We start from the raw sequence: 15981 nt of genomic DNA on the forward strand, positions 1-15981 counted from the left end.
CAACCGACTCTATCAGTCGTCGCCGAACGCGAGGTCGTCGCTGTCGACGATCTCGCCGAACAGCCAGCCGGCGTGGTCGATGGCGTACTCCTTGTGTTCGTCCTCGATGGCTCCGATGCAGTCTTCGACCATGAGCGGCCGGAAGTCCCGCAGACCGGCGCTGCCGCCGGTGTGGAGCACGCAGACGTTCGCGAGGGTACCACAGAGCACGAGGTCCTCGATCCCGCGAGCGTTCAACCAGCCCTCGAGTTCGGTGTTGTAGAAGGCGTCGTAGGTGTGTTTCTCGACGACGTGATCCCCGTCCTCGACGGTGAGTTCGTCGACAATTTCGGCCTCCCAGGATCCCTCGAGGACGTGTTCGCCCCACCGGTCGAACTCGTCGTAGTAGTGGGCGTCGTCGAACTGTTCGGGCGGGTGGACGTCTCGCGTGTAGAGCACCTGCACGTCGGCCTCGCGGGCCCGCTCGACGAGGTCGGCGATGGGCTCGATGACCGTCTCGCTGCCCGGCGCGTACAGCGAACCGTCGGGATGACAGAAGCCGTTTTGCATGTCGACGACGACGACCGCCGTCCGTGCTGGGTCGAGGTGCATAGCTACGTAGTCGTACGAACTCCCCGCTAAAAACGTTCGTGACGGATCGGTCGCTGCCGTCGGCGAAGAGTCGACGGCCGTGTGCCACCGGGCGATGGTCGACGGCCCCTGTGGCAACCAGCGGTCTTTTTACACTCCCCTCCCTACTGCCTGTCAACTCTTCCAAATGACGGCCACACTGACGCGAACACGGGTCCTCGCCGCGCTGGTCGCGGTGTCGATGCTCGCACTGCTGTTCGTCGCGGCCAGCGGTGCGGTCCCGCTACTGCCCCCCGGCGATTCCGCCGACCGGCCCGACGATCCGTCCACCGAAGACACCGTCGGCTACGTCGAAGGCTACTGGTACGACGACGAACTCGCCGTCGACGACCGCGACGACGCCACCATCGAGGACGAGGACGAACTCGAGGCGGTGGTTTACCGGTCGATGGCGCGCGTCGAGCAGATTCGCGGCCTGACCTTCGAAGACGACGTTCCGGTCGACGTCGTCTCTCGCGGGGAGTTCCAGGAAGACGACGACGAACTGTTCGTCGAACTGTCCGAGGACGACCAGCTCAAACAGAACGTCACCTACGAGGCGCTGTTCATGGTCGACAGCGAGACCGACGCGGAGGCGGAACTCGAGGTCATGTACGGCGATAGCGTCGGCGGCTACTACGATCCGGCGACGAACGAGATCGTGCTCGTCTCGGACAGTCCGGAGTCGCCCGAGGTGGACGAAGTGATCCTCGGTCACGAACTGGTCCACGCGCTGCAGGATCAGCACTTCGACCTGACGAGTTACGACCGCGAGACCATCGATCAGGACAACGCCAAGAACGGACTGGTCGAGGGCGACGCCGTGACGGTGGAGACCGAGTACGACCGGAACTGCGGGACCGAGTGGGACTGTCTCCCCGATACCGACGCGCAGCCGACCACGCCGGACGACATGAACTGGGGTATCTACACGATGCTCATCCACCCCTACGACGAGGGGCCGGAGTACGTCGACTTCCTGCTCGAGGCCGACGAGGGCTGGTCGGCAGTCAACGCGGCCTACGACGACCCGCCACAGCATTCCGCGGCGGTAATCCACCCCGACGAGGGCCGCGAATCGGCCGACGTCAGCGTCGAAGACGAGTCCGACGACTCCTGGGAGCCGTTCGAGGTCGAGGGCGAGGTCGCGACCGAGACGGTGGGCGAAGCGGGAATGGTCGCGATGTTCGGCGGGGACCCGCTCGATCCCTCCCAGCCGTCGGTGATCGAAAACGACGAGTTCCTCACCCCCGATTTCCGGATCGATTACGACCAGCCGTATACGGACGGCTGGGCCGGCGACGAACTCGTCACCTACGTCGATTCGGACGCGGCGGCGAACGGAACGCCCGGGGCCGAGGAAACCGGCTTCGTCTGGCGGACCGAGTGGACCTCGAGCGAGGACGCCGAGCAGTTCGCCGACGGCTACCGCGAACTCCTCGAGATCAACGACGCCGAGGCCGTCGACGACCGCGACGGGCTCTACGAGATCGACGACGCGTACCCCGGCGCGTACGCCGTCCGAACGGAGGGCGAGACGGTGACGATCGTTCGCGCACCGTCGGTCGACGAGTTGGATGGTATCGCGGCGGGCGTCACCGCCGACAGCGAGGCGAGTACCGAGACGAACGAAACGGACGGGACCGAGGAGACCGATGCGACGGAGAGCGAGGGGAGTGACGGTGCGGCCGACGACGATTCCATCCCCGGATTCGCCGCTCCCGGTGCGGCGATCGCCATCGCGGTCGCCCTGCTCGCAGCGCGCCGCCGGAACTGAGCGGTTCCGACTGCGGGAGCCGCGTTCGACGGCGCGAGACGCCCCGAGTAGCGGCGAGCGGTGAACCTATGACCCCACCGTCGAAAGAGGTGCCAGATGCAACGCGGCCATCTCGCACGCTTTGCGGTCGTCTCGCTGCTCGTCCTCTCCGGTTGTACGCTTCCCGGCTCTCCGGACGGGTTCGACACCGACCGCGAGTTCGGATACGTCGACGGCTACGCTCACGACGACGCCTTCGAGTTCGACGACGACGACGCGCTCACCGAGCGCCAACTCGAGGCCGTCAAGTACCGCTCGATGGCCCGGATCGAAGTCATCCGCGAGCTGAAGTTCGAACACGACGTCACACTCGAGGTGATCACCAGAGCGGAGTATCGCAGCCAGCGCGGCGAGCCCAGGTCGGCGTCGCCGTTCGTGAACGAGGTCTGGCGCGGCGCGTTCATCGTCGACGGCGAGACGGACGTCAATCAGGCGATGAACACCCTCTACGGCAGTTCCGTCCAGGGCTACTACACGAACGACCGGATCGTCATCATCACGGAGAACCCCGACGAGATCCGGATCGATCGCAACACGGTCGTCCACGAACTGGTCCACGCGCTGCAGGACCAGCACTTCGGCCTCGAGCGACGCGGGCAGTCGATCGACGGACAGCGAGCCGAGATCGGTCTCACCGAGGGCGAGGCGAACTACGTGCCCCGCCTGTACGAGCAGCGCTGTGGCGAGTCGTGGCAGTGTCTGGCCGAACACGAGCGGCCGCCGGCTACCAACCTCGGCGGGACTCCGTTCAACGCCGGGCTCTTTCTCTCGATCTACACGCCGTACTCGGAGGGGACGCCGTTCGTCGACCACCTCCGCGACCGCGGCGGCTGGGCGGCCGTCGACGGCGCCTACGGCGACCGACCGGCGAGTACGAGCCAGTTGATCCACCCCGAGCGTTACCCGGACGATCGGCCGGTCGACGTCGCGGTGGCGGACCGCTCGAACGACGACTGGGAACCGTTCACTCGCGGCGGCGACCCCCGCACTGAGACGGTCGGTGAGGCGACGCTGTTCGCCTCCCTCTGGACCAACAACGTCGTCGATCGGTGGCTCACCGAGGGTGCGACCGAGCTCTCGCCGTACAACTACTCCCATCCGGCGACCGACGGCTGGGCCGGCGATACCATTCAGGTCTACCACGACGCGGACGACGAGAACCGGACCGGCCACGTCTGGAAACTCGCCTGGGAGAGCGACGACGACGCCGAGGAGTTCGCCGACGCCTACCGAACGCTCCTCGAGAACCGCGGTGCGACGCCGGTCGAGAGCCAGGACGACGTCTATCGGATCGGGAGCGGCGAGGAGTTCACCGGGACCTACCGCGTGACCGTCGACGGGAATCTCGTCGAAATCGTCGGTGCGCCGACGGTCGCCGATCTCGAGGCGATCCACGGCTCGGAGACGGCGTCGACGACGCTCGAGCGGCCGATCACGGCGCCGACGCCGGCGACGACTGTGTCAGGGTCGGTTGTGGCTGCGCGGCCGTAGATCACTGCCGTCTCCGTTCCACGACGTGTGGGTACGAGAGGGGCGCTCTGTTGACGTCCTCTCTTTACCATCCGTTCTCGTGGACGTGCCGCTCGCGTCACGTGTGTACTGACTGGCGAACCCTCTACGGGCTCGAGCGAACTTCGTCGCGCAGTACTGAATACGAGGCGCGAACGCGGCGCAAACCGGAGATCGGTCGACGCGGAGCGGTGGTCTCTCGAGGAACGTGTAGTCCGGTACGTTCAAGCAGGGATGCGGACAACACCTGGTTCGTGAACCGATATCGGAACGGAGGCTTGTTTCTCACTCTCTGTCTCATCTGGGGAACGACGTTCGTCGCGATTAGCGCTGGCCTGTTGCACTTTCCCCCGGTGCTTTTCGCCGCGTTTCGATACGATCTCGCCGCGATACTGCTCATCGCATACGTCTCTTACACGGAGGACGTATGGCGTCCACGAGGACGAAACGAGTGGACTGAGGTCGCCGTCGGTGCGGTGTTTCTCATCGCTGCGTATCACGCGTTCCTCTTCGCCGGCCAACAGCACACGACGGCCGCGACGGCCGCGATCATCGTGAGCCTCACTCCGATTCTCTCGGCCGGCTTCTCGCGGGTGTTCGTCCCGGAGTATTCGCTGACCCCGATCGGCGTCGGTGGCCTCCTGTGCGGTGTGGCCGGCGTGGTCGTCATCGCACGTCCCGATCCGGCGAATTTACTGTCGTCGGACGTGATCGCTACGGGTCTCATCTTCTGTGCCGCTTCAGCGATGGCGCTCGGAAGCGTCCTCTCGCGCCGAATCGAGTCGTCGCTTCCTACGCTCACGATGCAGGCGTGGGCGATGCTCGGCGGAGCGATTCTCATGCACGCGGTGAGCGCTTCGATGGGCGAGCCGATCGACGTCGGTGCGTGGACGCACCCGCAAGCGATCGGCTCGCTGGCGTTTCTCGTGATCGTCTCGAGCGTACTCGGCTTCTTCCTGTATTTCACCCTGCTCGAAACGCTCGGTCCGGTCGAACTCAACATGGTTTCGTACGTCGCACCCGCTATCGCTGCAGTCGTCGGATGGCTCTACCTCGGCGAAGAGATCTCCCTCTTGACCGTTTTCGGGTTTCTACTCATCGCCGTCGGATTCGTCCTCACGAAGCGGCGGTTTATCGCACGGGAACTTTCGGCGCTGAAAGCTGAATCGACGGCCGAGTAACGTCCGTCGGAACCCAGAACCGCACTTTCGACAGAGCCGAAACGGACGTGCTCGCGGCTCCGACTGCAGACGAGTAGCTTTTTTGTCCGCCCCGGAAAACCGTCGGTATGTCAAACCCGTTCGGAACCGTCCCAGCGGAGGCGATTCTCGAGGGGCGCGCCACCGACGCCTACTTCGAGCGCACCCGGGACACCCTCGAGCACGCCGGGAAGAATCCTCACGTCGTCGCCGAGGTGACGGCCGACCAGTTCCCGACCGGCTCCTTCGAGGTGTTCACCGGCGTCGCAGATGTCGCGACGCTCTTCGAGGGCCGCGACGTGGATATCGACGCGCTGCCCGACGGCCAACTGTTCGACGGCGGTCCCGTATTGCGAATCGAAGGGCCGTACCTCGAGTTCGCCGAACTCGAGACGTCACTGCTCGGATTCCTCTCTCAGCCCAGCGGGTTCGCGACGGCCGCACTCGAGGCGCGGCTCGCGGCCCCGGAGTCGATCGTCCTCTCCTTCGGCGCGCGCCACGTTCATCCTTCGATCGCGGCGACGGTCGAACGCGCCGCGTTGCTCGCCGGCCTCGACGGCTTCTCCCACGTCGCGGCGGGCGAGATCCTCGACCGCGAGGCGGGCGGAACGATGCCCCACGCGCTCATGTTCTGTTTCGGCGAGGGCAATCAGGCCGACGCCTGGACGGCGTTCGACGAGGCCGTCCCGGAGGAGACTCCCCGAATCGCACTGACCGACACCTTCTGGGACGAGAAGAGCGAGAGCCTGCTGGCCGCCGAGACGCTGGGCGAGGATCTGGACGGCGTTCGCATCGACACCACGAGTTCTCGGCGCGGGGACTTCCGTCACATCATCCGGGAAGTCCGCTGGGAACTCGACGCGCGCGGCCACGAGGACGTCGACATTTTCTGTAGCGGCGGGCTCGTCCCCGAGAGTATCCGAAACCTGCACGACGTCGCGGACGGCTTCGGCGTCGGGAGCCACATTACCGGTGCCGACTCGGTCGACTTCAGCCTCGACATCGTCGAAATCAGCGAGGGATCGGACGATCCCTCGAGCAGCCGGACGCAGTCCGGCGACGAGGGCGAACCGGTCTCCAAGCGGGGCAAGCTCTCGGGCGTGAAGGAGGCGTACCGAACGTCAGACGGGGGTCACCACGTCGCGCTCGCCGACCGCGAGGGGCCGGACGAGGGCGAGGCGTTACTCGAGCCGCTGGTTCGCGACGGCGAGATCGTCCGGGAGTTCGACCTCGAGGCGGCGACCGAGCGGTGTCTGGCCGACGCGGAGGCGGTCGAGTTCGGCTCGAAGGCGGACGCGGAGTAGTTCGTTTCCGATCCCATCAGTTCAGATCCGCCCGTTCGAACCGCCAGTAGCCGATCGCAAGCGGGATCACGATCCAACACAGCAGGATGACGGCGGCGAACCAGTCGCTGAGGTAGAACGGGAGATCGCCGCTCACGCGGTTCGAGAGCAGGAGTGCGTTCGGTTCCTCCATCGTTTCTTCGGGAATGTCTTCGACCATGGTCTGCCAGCCGACCATCGGCCAGATGAACTGGTTCGCGAGTTCGCTCGAGACCGAGCGATACGCCTCGAGCGGGTTCAAACTCAGGAGGAAGAAGTACCACTCGGGCGCCTCGAGTCCCGGCAGTTCGCCCTCGACGAGGTAGTGGATCCCCGTGGCGGCCGGATGCCAGACGAGCGTGAACACGACGTAGCTCCCGATCGCGCCGGCCATCGCCTGCATTCTCGAGGACGAAATCGCCGAGACGGCGACGGCGATGGCGGTAAACGCCATGCCGAGGAGGATCGTCAGCACCGAGAATCCGAGGAAGGTTCGGATCGGGACATCGTTGAACAGCGCGAGTGCGATCCCGATCGCGACGAGACACGCCACGATCGACGCGACGAAGATGACGCCGAGTCTGCTCAGCAGCTTGCCGGCGAAGACGTCCCAGCGGCTGTGCGAGAGACCGAACAGCACCCGCAGGCTGCCCGACTGCCGCTCGCCGACGATGGCCATGTAGCCGACGAGCAGGGCCATGATCGGGATAAGCAACAGCCCGCCGATGTTGGCGACGACGCCGACGACCGCCGTCGGCTCGGTCTCCGAGAGGTTGTCGGTCGCGGCACCGGCGGCGATGATTCCCATCAGGAAGACGAAGACGCCCATCACCGCCCAGATCATCCGCGAACGGATCGCGTCCTCGAAGTCCTTGCGGGCCAGCAACGTCGTACTCATCGAACCACCTCCTCGTTGCCGCTACCGGCCTCTGGACCGCCGGCCGCGTCAGCCACGCCGCCGTCGGCCGCCGTTCGCCGGGCCGCTCGAGACTCGTCGGCTGCCGGTGACCGGCCTCGGACCGACTCCGCGTCGGCGCCGGTAAACGCCGAGAAGAGATCCTCGAGCGTCGCCTCCGCTACCTCGAAGTCGACGATCGGCGTTCCGGACTCGACGAGGCGGTGGATCGCGTGTGCCTTCGCGGCCGGATCGGCGTAGGTCACTCGGAGCCGGCCGTCGTCGGCCGTTACCTCGGTGACGCCGTCGATGTCAGTGAGCGGTACCTGCTCAGGTGTGGGCTCTCCCGCCACATCGACGACGAGACTCGAGCCCACGCCGGAGCGCTCGCGCAGTCCGGCGATGGTGTCGACGGTGACCAGTTCGCCGTCGTCTAAGATGCCGACGCGATCACAGACCGCGGACACCTGTCCGAGGATGTGACTCGAGAAGAAGACGGTCGTCCCGTCGGCGGCCTCCTCGCGGATGATCTCCTGAAACGTTCGGATGCCGTGCGGGTCGAGGCCGCTCGAGGGCTCGTCCAGGATCAGCAGGTCCGGATCGCCGACGAGGGCCATCGCCATCGCCAGCCGCTGGGCCATCCCCTTCGAGTAGTCGCCGACCGGACGTTCCGCGTCGGCCAGGTCCAGTCCGACGCGCTCGAGCAGGGCTTCCGGCGACTCGCTCCCGCCCTTGGAGTCGAGGGCGAACTCGAGGTGTCTGTAGCCGGAGGAGCGCTCCCAGAGGTCGAACCCGTCCGGGAGGATGCCGACGCGATCGCGAACGGCGTCGGTCTCCTCGTGGGTGTCGTAGCCCAGCACGGTCGCCGACCCCTCGGTCGGCCGGATGAAGTCGAGCAGGAGGTCGATCGTCGTCGTCTTGCCCGCGCCGTTCGGTCCGAGGAAGCCGAACACCTCTCCCTCCTCGATAGTCAACTCGAGGGCCTCGAGGGCCGTCTCCTCGCCGTAGCGTTTCGTCAACCGGGTCGTTTCGATCGCCGTCATCGTCACACCCTCACTGATCGACGGCGATGATTTCGACCGTCGACGCGCTCGGTTCGACGGCGCTGGGCTGCTCGCTGCGGGTCTGCTGCGTCGATCGGTCCGGCTCCGGAGCCGGTATCGGTCTGCGTGTCTCCCATTGCGTGCTGACCGTCGACCGGCAGCATCCTATAAGCGGATTCACAGTTGTCCGGTCGACAGTCGTGGCAAACAGTTATATACTGGTTCTGCTGTCAGTCGGGTCAGTCGGCAGTCCGTTGGCGCACGTACTCGAGCGCGTCCCGGCTGGCCGTTCCCAGGAACACCCGGCTGAACTGGCCGTTGAGCCATGCGAACGCGTTCAACAGCGCGAGCGAGGCGATCAGCACGACGACCCCGACGGCGGAGACCGCGAGCGCTCCGGGGAGCGTCGTCGCCTCCCACTCCGCGATCGTGACGGCGAACTCGATCCCGACGAGCAACTCGTTCCACGGGAGTTGCAGCGACGGGGTGAGGTGGATCGGCTCTCCCCGGTTGACGAGGCCGACCTGCACGTTCGGCTGGTCGTAGTACAGCGGCGTCAGGAGCAGGACGACCGACGTGGTGAGCATCGTCGTCACCAGCACGAACGAGACGATGCCGATGACGAACTTGAGAAACAGGTAACAGACCGCCGCGTACGTCTCGAGGCCGAAGACGAGTACTCGAACGCCGTCGAGTTCGTCCTCACCCTCGAGAAACGGGTAGCCGGGCGAGTCGATCTCGACCGACAGCAGGTGCCTGGTCGTCGCGCGTTCGAACGCCGCGAAGACGTGGCTGATAGCGAGGACGAGAAGCAAGATCGGCGCCCCGATAAGCAGAATCAACAGCGAGAACCCGAGCGAGAATCCCGTGACCAGAAAGACGAAGTAGATCACGCCGAGCGGGAACGCGAGCAGCAGGTACAGCAGATTCAGATAGGTCTGCGGACGGAACGGACTGAGCGCTGCGGCCCGCATCGTCCGGCCAACGTCGTCGATACGGACGGTTCCCGCTCGAAGACTCACGTTCGAACTCTCGTCGACCAGTTAACATAAATCTTGGTGGGTCGCCCTGAATCCGGGCGTACCGCGCTGTGCACACCGCCCATCGTAGCCCGTCACTGGAGCATCGACCATCACGCCTCGTCGTGGACCCCTCGCGGATCCGAACGGTTATTGTCTTTCGAACGGGAGTCCAGAGGGACGTGTCGGCCCGACAACCGGAGTCCGGCGACGACCCGCAGACCGCTACCTGCAGGACTCTCGGTTCGGTCGCGACGGCTGTGAGGTATCGCTCGTACTCGCGCAGCGCCATCGCCACTCGAGGGAGGAACCAGCGATGACGGCCGCCGTAGACGCCGACACGGCGGAGCTACTCGCCCTGCTCGAGGACGAGTACGCGCGGACGATCATCCTCGAGACGTACCGAGACGCCCAGTCAGTCGAGTCGCTGAGCGACGCCTGCGACGCCGATCCGTCGACCGTCTACCGTCGTATCGACCGCCTTCAGGAACGCGGGCTCTTGCAGGATCAGCAACGCCTCGACCCGAACGGCCACCACTACAAGGTCTACGTCGCCCGCCTCGAGCACGTCGCGATCGACGTCACCGAGGACGGGTTCGACGTCACGGTCGACTATCGCGAGGAAGACGCCGCGGACACCTTCACGCGACTCTACGAGGAGTTCTCCGGATGACAGCACCGAGCAGCGCGCCGACGAGCGGGCTCGCAGGGATTCCGGGAGCGGACGCGCTCGCACGGACCCCGGGGGCGGGTGCATTCGCATCGGGGACCGCGTCTTCGGAGCTGACAAGCGCGCTCGAGCCGACTCGGATTCCGCTAGCGGTGACCGTCGAGGGCGGCTCGACGCCCGTCGTGCTCGCCGCCATCGTGACGTTCTTCGCGGCGACCGTCCTCGCCGTCCTCGTCACCTACCGGTTCGTCGAGGGCTATCGGCGGACGCGAGCGCGCCCGATCCTGTTGCTCGCCGTCGGGATGTTCCTGCTCGCGCCGGCGCCGATGTTCGTTCGGCTGCTCGCGGGGAACCTCGAGGCCGTGCCGCTCGCGGCCCAGTTGCTGCTCACGACGCTGTCCGAACTGTGTGGCCTGCTGGTCATCCTCTACGTCGTCTACACGACCTGATCATGCTCGAAACCATCACCGCGTTCGCGTCCGCCCTCACCGCAGTCGTGGGACTGTTCGTCGCCTACCTCGCCTACCGCGGCTACCGGCGAAACGACAGCGCGACGATGCGCGCGCTCGCGATCGGGATCTGCTGTATCGCCGTGATTCCGTACCTGATCCTCTACCTCTTCGATCCCGTCCTCGGACTCACCGACGCCCAGAGCCTCCTCGCGATCACGCTCTTTCACACCGCCGGACTGCTCGCCGTCTACCTGACGTTCGATCGGTGAGCGTTCGTTATCGGTCGCGGGACTCGCCGATTCGCGCCGGTATATAATCGTTGTGCAGGGTTGGCGGGTCGCCAACTCGCTTGTCCGTTATAGGATCCGTCGGCGCGTCGTCCCGAGTGAGGCCAATGACACACGCTACGACAGCCGCTCGAGACGGCACTGACGGACCGGACGACCGACCGCTGCGCTGGTTCTTCGGGGTCCCGTTTCGCGCGCGGACCTACCTGAACCTCTGTTATCTGCTGCTCGCGTTCCCGCTCGGCATCGTCTACTTCACCGCCGTCACGGTCGGGTTCTCGCTCGGGCTCGGACTGCTCGTGACCCTGCTGGGGCTTCCGCTGCTCGTCCTGACGCTGCTCGGAACGACGGTGCTCGCCGCGTTCGACGCGCGACTGACCAGCCACCTCGTCGGTGTCGACGCGCCGCTGCCCGAATCGCTCCGCGCCGAGAATCCCCGCAGCCTCTCGCGGGCCGAGGACGGCGTCCTCGACGCCCTCGCTGCGCTGGTAACCGCGCCGACGACCTGGACCAGTCTGGTGTTAGTCGTCGGCAAATTCGTCTACGGTATCCTCGCGTTCACCGTGGTCGTCACCGCGGCATCCGTCGTCCTGGCCGCGCTCGCTGCACCGCTGGTGTACGCGGATCCGGCGATCACGTACACTGTCGGCTCTTACGATATCGAGACGCTCCCGGCGGCGCTCGTCGTCTCCGCTACGGGCGTTCTCGGCGGCTTCCTCTCCATGCATCTCTGTAACGGCTTGGCGATCGCCGGCGGTCGGCTGTCGGCCGCGCTGCTCGAGGTCGATCCGTCGAACCCGACTCGGTATCATGAGTAGGACGCAGAACGGTACGGCATGCTGCGGCGATCCCCGCCAACGTCGGCGAGTCGACCAGTACGCCTCGTCGCGTCGTCGGTTAGAGCTAGAGCTCTTCGATGCTGCCGTCGGCGTCGCGCTCGCGGAAGACCTGTCCTTCGAACAGCGTGACGACGACGTCGTCGTCCTGCCAGGCCTTCGGCGGGAGCCCCGCCTTTCGGCAGGTGCGGTCGAGGTACTCTTCGGCGCTCCACCGGTTCTCGACCGGGACCGTCGGATAGAGCCAGCCGCTCTTGCCGCCGCCGTCGACGGCGACGCCGTGGGTCCCCAACTCGAGGTCGGCCAGCGGATCGTCGGTCAGGACGACGTTTCGGACGGCGCAGACCGAGACGGTGAGATTCGGGAGCTCTGAGGGGGTCACTTCGGAGCCACAGGAATCTTCGCTCGCGGCTTCGATCGCCGCGTCGACGATGACGTGTCCGAGTTGCTCGCCCGACCGGTAGCCACCGGCACAGCCGCGCAGGCTGCCCCGGCCGCGGGTGGACTCGAGACGAACGAACGCGCCGGTTCGCTCGTAGAAGGCCTCGCGCATGCTGCCCGGTTGTTCTCGTTGCCCGTGTTGTACGAAAGATTCGACGGATTCACGCGCGAGTTCGACCGCGCGTGCACCGTCTTCGTAGGAGAGGTTGACGCCCTGTCGCTGGGACATACAGATATACATAGGAATTGTTCTCCTAAAACGCTTCCATTCGAATCGACCGGTGAGCCGTCGCATCGACCGGGGGACTTATTCGGCCGCCGTCCCTACGAGAACTGGGAGAGAGAGCCTGGCTGCCGCGGTAGCTGTTCCGGAGACGGGGCAGCTATCCGTCGTTGGCCAACCCTCCGGGTTGCCCAACGCTCTAACGTGGACCGACTCTCCGAGTCGCTCCGCGCTCGCGAGGAAAGTCCCCCCACCTGTTCGGGCAGGTGACCGGACGCAAGTCCGGAGCGGGAGACCGCTGGCTCTGGAACAGAAACGACACGTCTCGGCCCGACCAATGATGCGTGCGAACCCGACCGAGAGGAAGGGGAGCTAACCTGCAGAGGATTGCGGTTGATCAACTGTGGTTCGAATCCACAGGTTGTGTGCGCGGTTCTGAGCGCCTCAAGCGCGAGAACCGCGACTGTGAGACGGTGTGAACCGTCGAACGCGACGTCACGACCGACCGCATGCAGACGGCCGAGGATCGATGGAACGGCGAACCCTCACCGGTGCAAGTCCGTGCCGTGGTAGCCCGAACGCCCCGCGGCCTCGCCGCGGACGGCGCGGACGCTCAGCCGAATGCCGGGACGAACAGAAGGGGGCTTACTCCTCTCACCCGACTTTGCTACCTCGAGTGACGACGCTATCCGACGCCGGAATCTCGTGACGCTATTCGGCGGAATCTCTAGCGATCGTCGGTCTTCTGTCGCTCTGTACAGCCAGAGACGAACGATCAGGCGTTCCGGATTCGTTCGAGGGGAATAGTCCACCGTTCTACTCCCGGAGATGTTCCACCTCGCAGTTCGAAAACGAAAACGAGAGGTGCTGGGCGGCGCGTTCGCTGAACCAGAAACGAACGTCGATCGAACGACGCGGCGGACGAGCCACGTGACGGAGGCCAGGATGGAGAAGCACGTGTCGACTCCTGTCAACAGTTGTCGACGGGTAATCATCGAACAGCGTACGATCCTAGCGTATGAGTTCGTGCAGTGGTACGATTAACGTTCGGCGATCGACAATTCGCACCGCCCTCTATGAATGTCCGTTTGCTAGTCCGATAACCCGTATAATTCCAAAAGCAGAAACCGGTTAGATATATTTACGGTAGAACCGAGATGCAGGAATATGGTGGGCGTCAGTTTATACACATTGGTGACGAATGATTTTTGTCATGGAACGAGATGATTTACTGACGCGGCGACGAGCGCTCCAGATAGCGGGTGTCGGGGCTTCAACAACACTGATCGCTGGTTGTACTGGTCCCGGTGACGGCGGCGACGACGAGACGGAAGAGGATCCCGCAGAAGAGGATCCCGCAGAAGAGGAGAACGAGACCGAGGATAACGAAACTGAGGAGAACGAGACCGAAGACGGGATGAACGAAACCGAGGAGAACGAGACCGAAGACGGGATGAACGAAACCGAGGAGAACGAGACCGAAGACGGGATGAACGAAACCGAGGAGAACGAGACCGAAGAAGAAAACGAGAGTGGATAACACAGAGTATCGACGAGGAACAGCGATTCACGTCCACGTCGGCTGTACCAGCGGTAAGACGACCGTAGGAATCGTTCCGCGTAGCAACTAGTTGCATAGCGGTATCGAGGCGTAACTGTCCAGTATACCACCGCTACTGGGCAGAAATAGAGACCATGGGTTCGCCTCTCACGAGTCGGCTCGTCACTCGAGTCTCACTCGAAGCCGGCCACGATCTGCGGCACACACCCCACCTCGGGTTTCGTGTAGTCGCAGTGGTCGTCGACCGCGTCGGTGACGTCCACGTCGGTGTAGTTGTCGGGTACCGAGCCGCTGTCGTCGGTGACCCAGCCGCCGTCGCAGTCGGATCCGGCACAGCCGAGGCCGCTCGCGAGCGACTGCAAGTCGTAGCCGTAACAGACGCTGTCGTCGTTCTCGGAGTGGTAGTTGGAGACCGTCCCGCCGCTGGCGTCGATACCGTAGGCGTACTCCCCGTCCGTACAGACCGAATCGTCGTCCGCGGCGGTGCCGACCAGCGCGACCGTGTCGACGGCCGCCTCACCGTCGAGCGCCGTGAGCGTCTCGAGACAGAGCCGACCGCCGAGCGAGTGGCCGACCAGTCGGACCGTCCGCTCCTCGAGAGCCGCTCGGTCGGACGCGAGCCACGACGCGAGCCGCCGTCCGGCCGTCTCGGTGGTGCTCTCTGCGCGCCAGTAGTTACGCGTGTCCGCCTCCCACGAGGCCGCGACAACCGGTGCGTCGTACTCGGCCTCCTCGAGCGCCTGCTCGAGGGTGTAGGCCTGGTCGGTGCTGGTCTCGAGGCCGAGCCAGCCGTGGACGAAGACGACGAGTTCGGACTCGTCCTCGAGGGCCTCGAAGTTCGACGCCGACGGATTGCCGCCGGTGAGATCGATCTCCGGATATTCCGCGGGTGCGTTCAGCCACTCGTCACAGCCCGTAAAACCGGTCGCGGCGGTCGACCCGGAGGCGCCGGCGAGACCAGCGCCACCGACGGCCGCTACGGCCGTCGTCCGGAGGACTTGCCGTCGGCTGACGGTCGTCGATTCACCTTCCGTTCCGTGCGGTTCGCCTGCCGTGTCCGCGTGATCATCACTCATGTGTCCCACCGATTGTACTGCTGGTTGACTGCGTCTCGGGAGTGGAGACGGGTACCGTCCCGGCCGGCACGTTCCAGCCGGGTTCGGTGGGCGTGCTCGAGCGCCGAAGAGACGAATACGGAACGCGCTGTGTCCTGTGCTTTGATTTCGGCATTCAGTATCGTTTCAGATAGACTATAGGGACCGAAATTCGACGTGGCTATCATGAGTACTGCTGGACTCGGGGAGCAACTGGTCGGGGCCTACCACAAGCTGATCAACGAGTGCGAGGTCGTCAGTTACAACGAATTTTCCGAGAAAGAGGGCGATCAGATGGAGGTCGATGTCTTAGCACTCGGGACGGATAACGGACGCCAGTGTGTCTATATCTGTGAAGTTGTGACCCACCTCGACGGGCTAAACTACGGGGGCACCCCTTCGGATAACTCTTGGAGCGACTTTGGCAACACATCGTATCAGGGGACCCTGGATACGATCTACCAGAAATTCGAGGCTGACTACGAGTACGCCACTCGAGTCTTCGATGATGCTGACGCGTACACCCTTCAGCTCTGGTCGCCGTACGTTCCGAAGGGAAAATTGACTGACGGGCTGGACGAAGTGTCCGCTCGATTCGACCGGGAGTACGACGAACAGGTGGCACTCAACGTCAACGAAGAGTACACAGCAGAGATCGATAAGTTACGGACGAAGGCCGGAACGGAGACGAAACGCTACGGAGAGCCAGCCTATCGGTTTTTGCAGATACTGGAACATATGCGACGGTAAACCAGTTTGAAGCTGCCTTTCCTCGACGGATACTCGGATTTCTGCAACAAAAAGCGTCCTGACGGAGTCTTACGCGAACGTAGTGAGCGTAAGGCACGTCAGGACCGAACGACGAAGCGAGTGCTGAACAACGTGAAGCACTCGCAAGGAGTGAGCGTCCTGACGGAGATTTGAACACGGGAAGACGGTCGCTCCCTTCGGTCGCGCTGCGACTTCCCTGCTCAAATCTCCGTATACGAGTTTCGCCGACACCAG

General features: G+C 64.5%; 16 protein-coding genes and 1 other RNA gene. 11 read left to right on the top strand and 6 right to left on the bottom strand.

Translation table 11 applies throughout. The annotated features are described in order from the left end of the window. Nucleotides 1–12 precede the first annotated feature (12 nt). Entirely contained in the window at nucleotides 13–591 is a 579-nt protein-coding gene (locus tag ACSFC7_RS05270) for a cysteine hydrolase family protein (RefSeq protein WP_436346704.1), read from the bottom strand. A 166-nt stretch (nucleotides 592–757) separates the two neighbouring features. Between ACSFC7_RS05270 and ACSFC7_RS05275 the strand changes: the two genes are divergently transcribed. From ACSFC7_RS05275 to ACSFC7_RS05290, 4 genes are all read left to right on the top strand, one after another. Beyond that, nucleotides 758–2386 (top strand): Hvo_1808 family surface protein, encoded by a 1629-nt coding sequence (locus ACSFC7_RS05275; RefSeq protein ID WP_436346705.1) that lies wholly within the window; start codon nucleotides 758–760, stop codon nucleotides 2384–2386. Between the two features lie 96 nt (nucleotides 2387–2482). Next, on the top strand, nucleotides 2483–3916 hold the full coding sequence (locus ACSFC7_RS05280; protein ID WP_436346706.1) for an Hvo_1808 family surface protein: 1434 nt from the start codon (nucleotides 2483–2485) through the stop codon (nucleotides 3914–3916). Nucleotides 3917–4188: 272 nt separating this feature from the next. Further along, on the top strand, nucleotides 4189–5115 hold the full coding sequence (locus ACSFC7_RS05285; RefSeq protein WP_436346707.1) for a DMT family transporter: 927 nt from the start codon (nucleotides 4189–4191) through the stop codon (nucleotides 5113–5115). Between the two features lie 107 nt (nucleotides 5116–5222). Next, nucleotides 5223–6437 (top strand): nicotinate phosphoribosyltransferase, encoded by a 1215-nt coding sequence (locus tag ACSFC7_RS05290; protein WP_436346708.1) that lies wholly within the window; start codon nucleotides 5223–5225, stop codon nucleotides 6435–6437. 16 nt (nucleotides 6438–6453) lie between these two features. Here ACSFC7_RS05290 and ACSFC7_RS05295 read toward each other — a convergent pair whose 3' ends face one another. The 3 genes from ACSFC7_RS05295 to ACSFC7_RS05305 form a co-directional block, all read right to left on the bottom strand. Further along, entirely contained in the window at nucleotides 6454–7353 is a 900-nt protein-coding gene (locus ACSFC7_RS05295; protein ID WP_436346709.1) for an ABC transporter permease, read from the bottom strand. Beyond that, nucleotides 7350–8393: an ATP-binding cassette domain-containing protein gene (locus tag ACSFC7_RS05300; RefSeq protein WP_436346710.1), complete on the bottom strand. Its 1044-nt coding sequence runs from the start codon at nucleotides 8391–8393 to the stop codon at nucleotides 7350–7352. The genes ACSFC7_RS05295 and ACSFC7_RS05300 overlap by 4 nt, the downstream gene beginning before the upstream one ends. A gap of 239 nt (nucleotides 8394–8632) precedes the next feature. After that, nucleotides 8633–9415, bottom strand: coding sequence for a sensor domain-containing protein (locus ACSFC7_RS05305; protein ID WP_436346711.1), 783 nt, complete (start codon nucleotides 9413–9415; stop codon nucleotides 8633–8635). A gap of 313 nt (nucleotides 9416–9728) precedes the next feature. On the opposite strand from ACSFC7_RS05305, the gene ACSFC7_RS05310 reads away from it, so the two are divergent. The 4 genes from ACSFC7_RS05310 (at nucleotide 9729) to ACSFC7_RS05325 (ending at nucleotide 11639) form a co-directional block, all read left to right on the top strand. After that, nucleotides 9729–10085: an ArsR family transcriptional regulator gene (locus ACSFC7_RS05310; protein ID WP_436346712.1), complete on the top strand. Its 357-nt coding sequence runs from the start codon at nucleotides 9729–9731 to the stop codon at nucleotides 10083–10085. Then, on the top strand, nucleotides 10082–10531 hold the full coding sequence (locus ACSFC7_RS05315) for a DUF7521 family protein (protein WP_436346713.1): 450 nt from the start codon (nucleotides 10082–10084) through the stop codon (nucleotides 10529–10531). The genes ACSFC7_RS05310 and ACSFC7_RS05315 overlap by 4 nt, the downstream gene beginning before the upstream one ends. 2 nt (nucleotides 10532–10533) lie before the next feature. Next, nucleotides 10534–10803 (top strand): DUF7521 family protein, encoded by a 270-nt coding sequence (locus tag ACSFC7_RS05320; RefSeq protein ID WP_436346714.1) that lies wholly within the window; start codon nucleotides 10534–10536, stop codon nucleotides 10801–10803. A 125-nt stretch (nucleotides 10804–10928) separates the two neighbouring features. Continuing rightward, nucleotides 10929–11639: a sensor domain-containing protein gene (locus tag ACSFC7_RS05325; RefSeq protein WP_436346715.1), complete on the top strand. Its 711-nt coding sequence runs from the start codon at nucleotides 10929–10931 to the stop codon at nucleotides 11637–11639. A gap of 85 nt (nucleotides 11640–11724) precedes the next feature. On the opposite strand, the gene ACSFC7_RS05330 is transcribed toward ACSFC7_RS05325, so the two are convergent. Further along, nucleotides 11725–12327 (bottom strand): TIGR00296 family protein, encoded by a 603-nt coding sequence (locus ACSFC7_RS05330; RefSeq protein ID WP_006087752.1) that lies wholly within the window; start codon nucleotides 12325–12327, stop codon nucleotides 11725–11727. Nucleotides 12328–12540: 213 nt separating this feature from the next. On the opposite strand from ACSFC7_RS05330, the gene rnpB reads away from it, so the two are divergent. Both rnpB and ACSFC7_RS05340 read left to right on the top strand, forming a co-directional pair. Further along, nucleotides 12541–12975: RNase P RNA component (gene rnpB / locus ACSFC7_RS05335), an RNA gene on the top strand. 559 nt (nucleotides 12976–13534) lie between these two features. Beyond that, nucleotides 13535–13861 carry a hypothetical protein gene (locus ACSFC7_RS05340; RefSeq protein WP_436346716.1) on the top strand — a complete coding sequence of 109 codons (327 nt, stop codon included), beginning with the start codon at nucleotides 13535–13537 and terminating at the stop codon, nucleotides 13859–13861. Nucleotides 13862–14055: 194 nt separating this feature from the next. Here ACSFC7_RS05340 and ACSFC7_RS05345 read toward each other — a convergent pair whose 3' ends face one another. After that, complete coding sequence (locus ACSFC7_RS05345) at nucleotides 14056–14958, bottom strand: esterase/lipase family protein (RefSeq protein WP_436346717.1); 903 nt, start codon at nucleotides 14956–14958, stop codon at nucleotides 14056–14058. Nucleotides 14959–15162: 204 nt separating this feature from the next. On the opposite strand from ACSFC7_RS05345, the gene ACSFC7_RS05350 reads away from it, so the two are divergent. Then, complete coding sequence (locus ACSFC7_RS05350) at nucleotides 15163–15726, top strand: hypothetical protein (RefSeq protein WP_436346718.1); 564 nt, start codon at nucleotides 15163–15165, stop codon at nucleotides 15724–15726. Nucleotides 15727–15981: the final 255 nt, after the last annotated feature.

Origin of the sequence: Natronorubrum halobium, from assembly GCF_051351675.1 — an archaeon.
GTDB lineage: Archaea > Halobacteriota > Halobacteria > Halobacteriales > Natrialbaceae > Natronorubrum.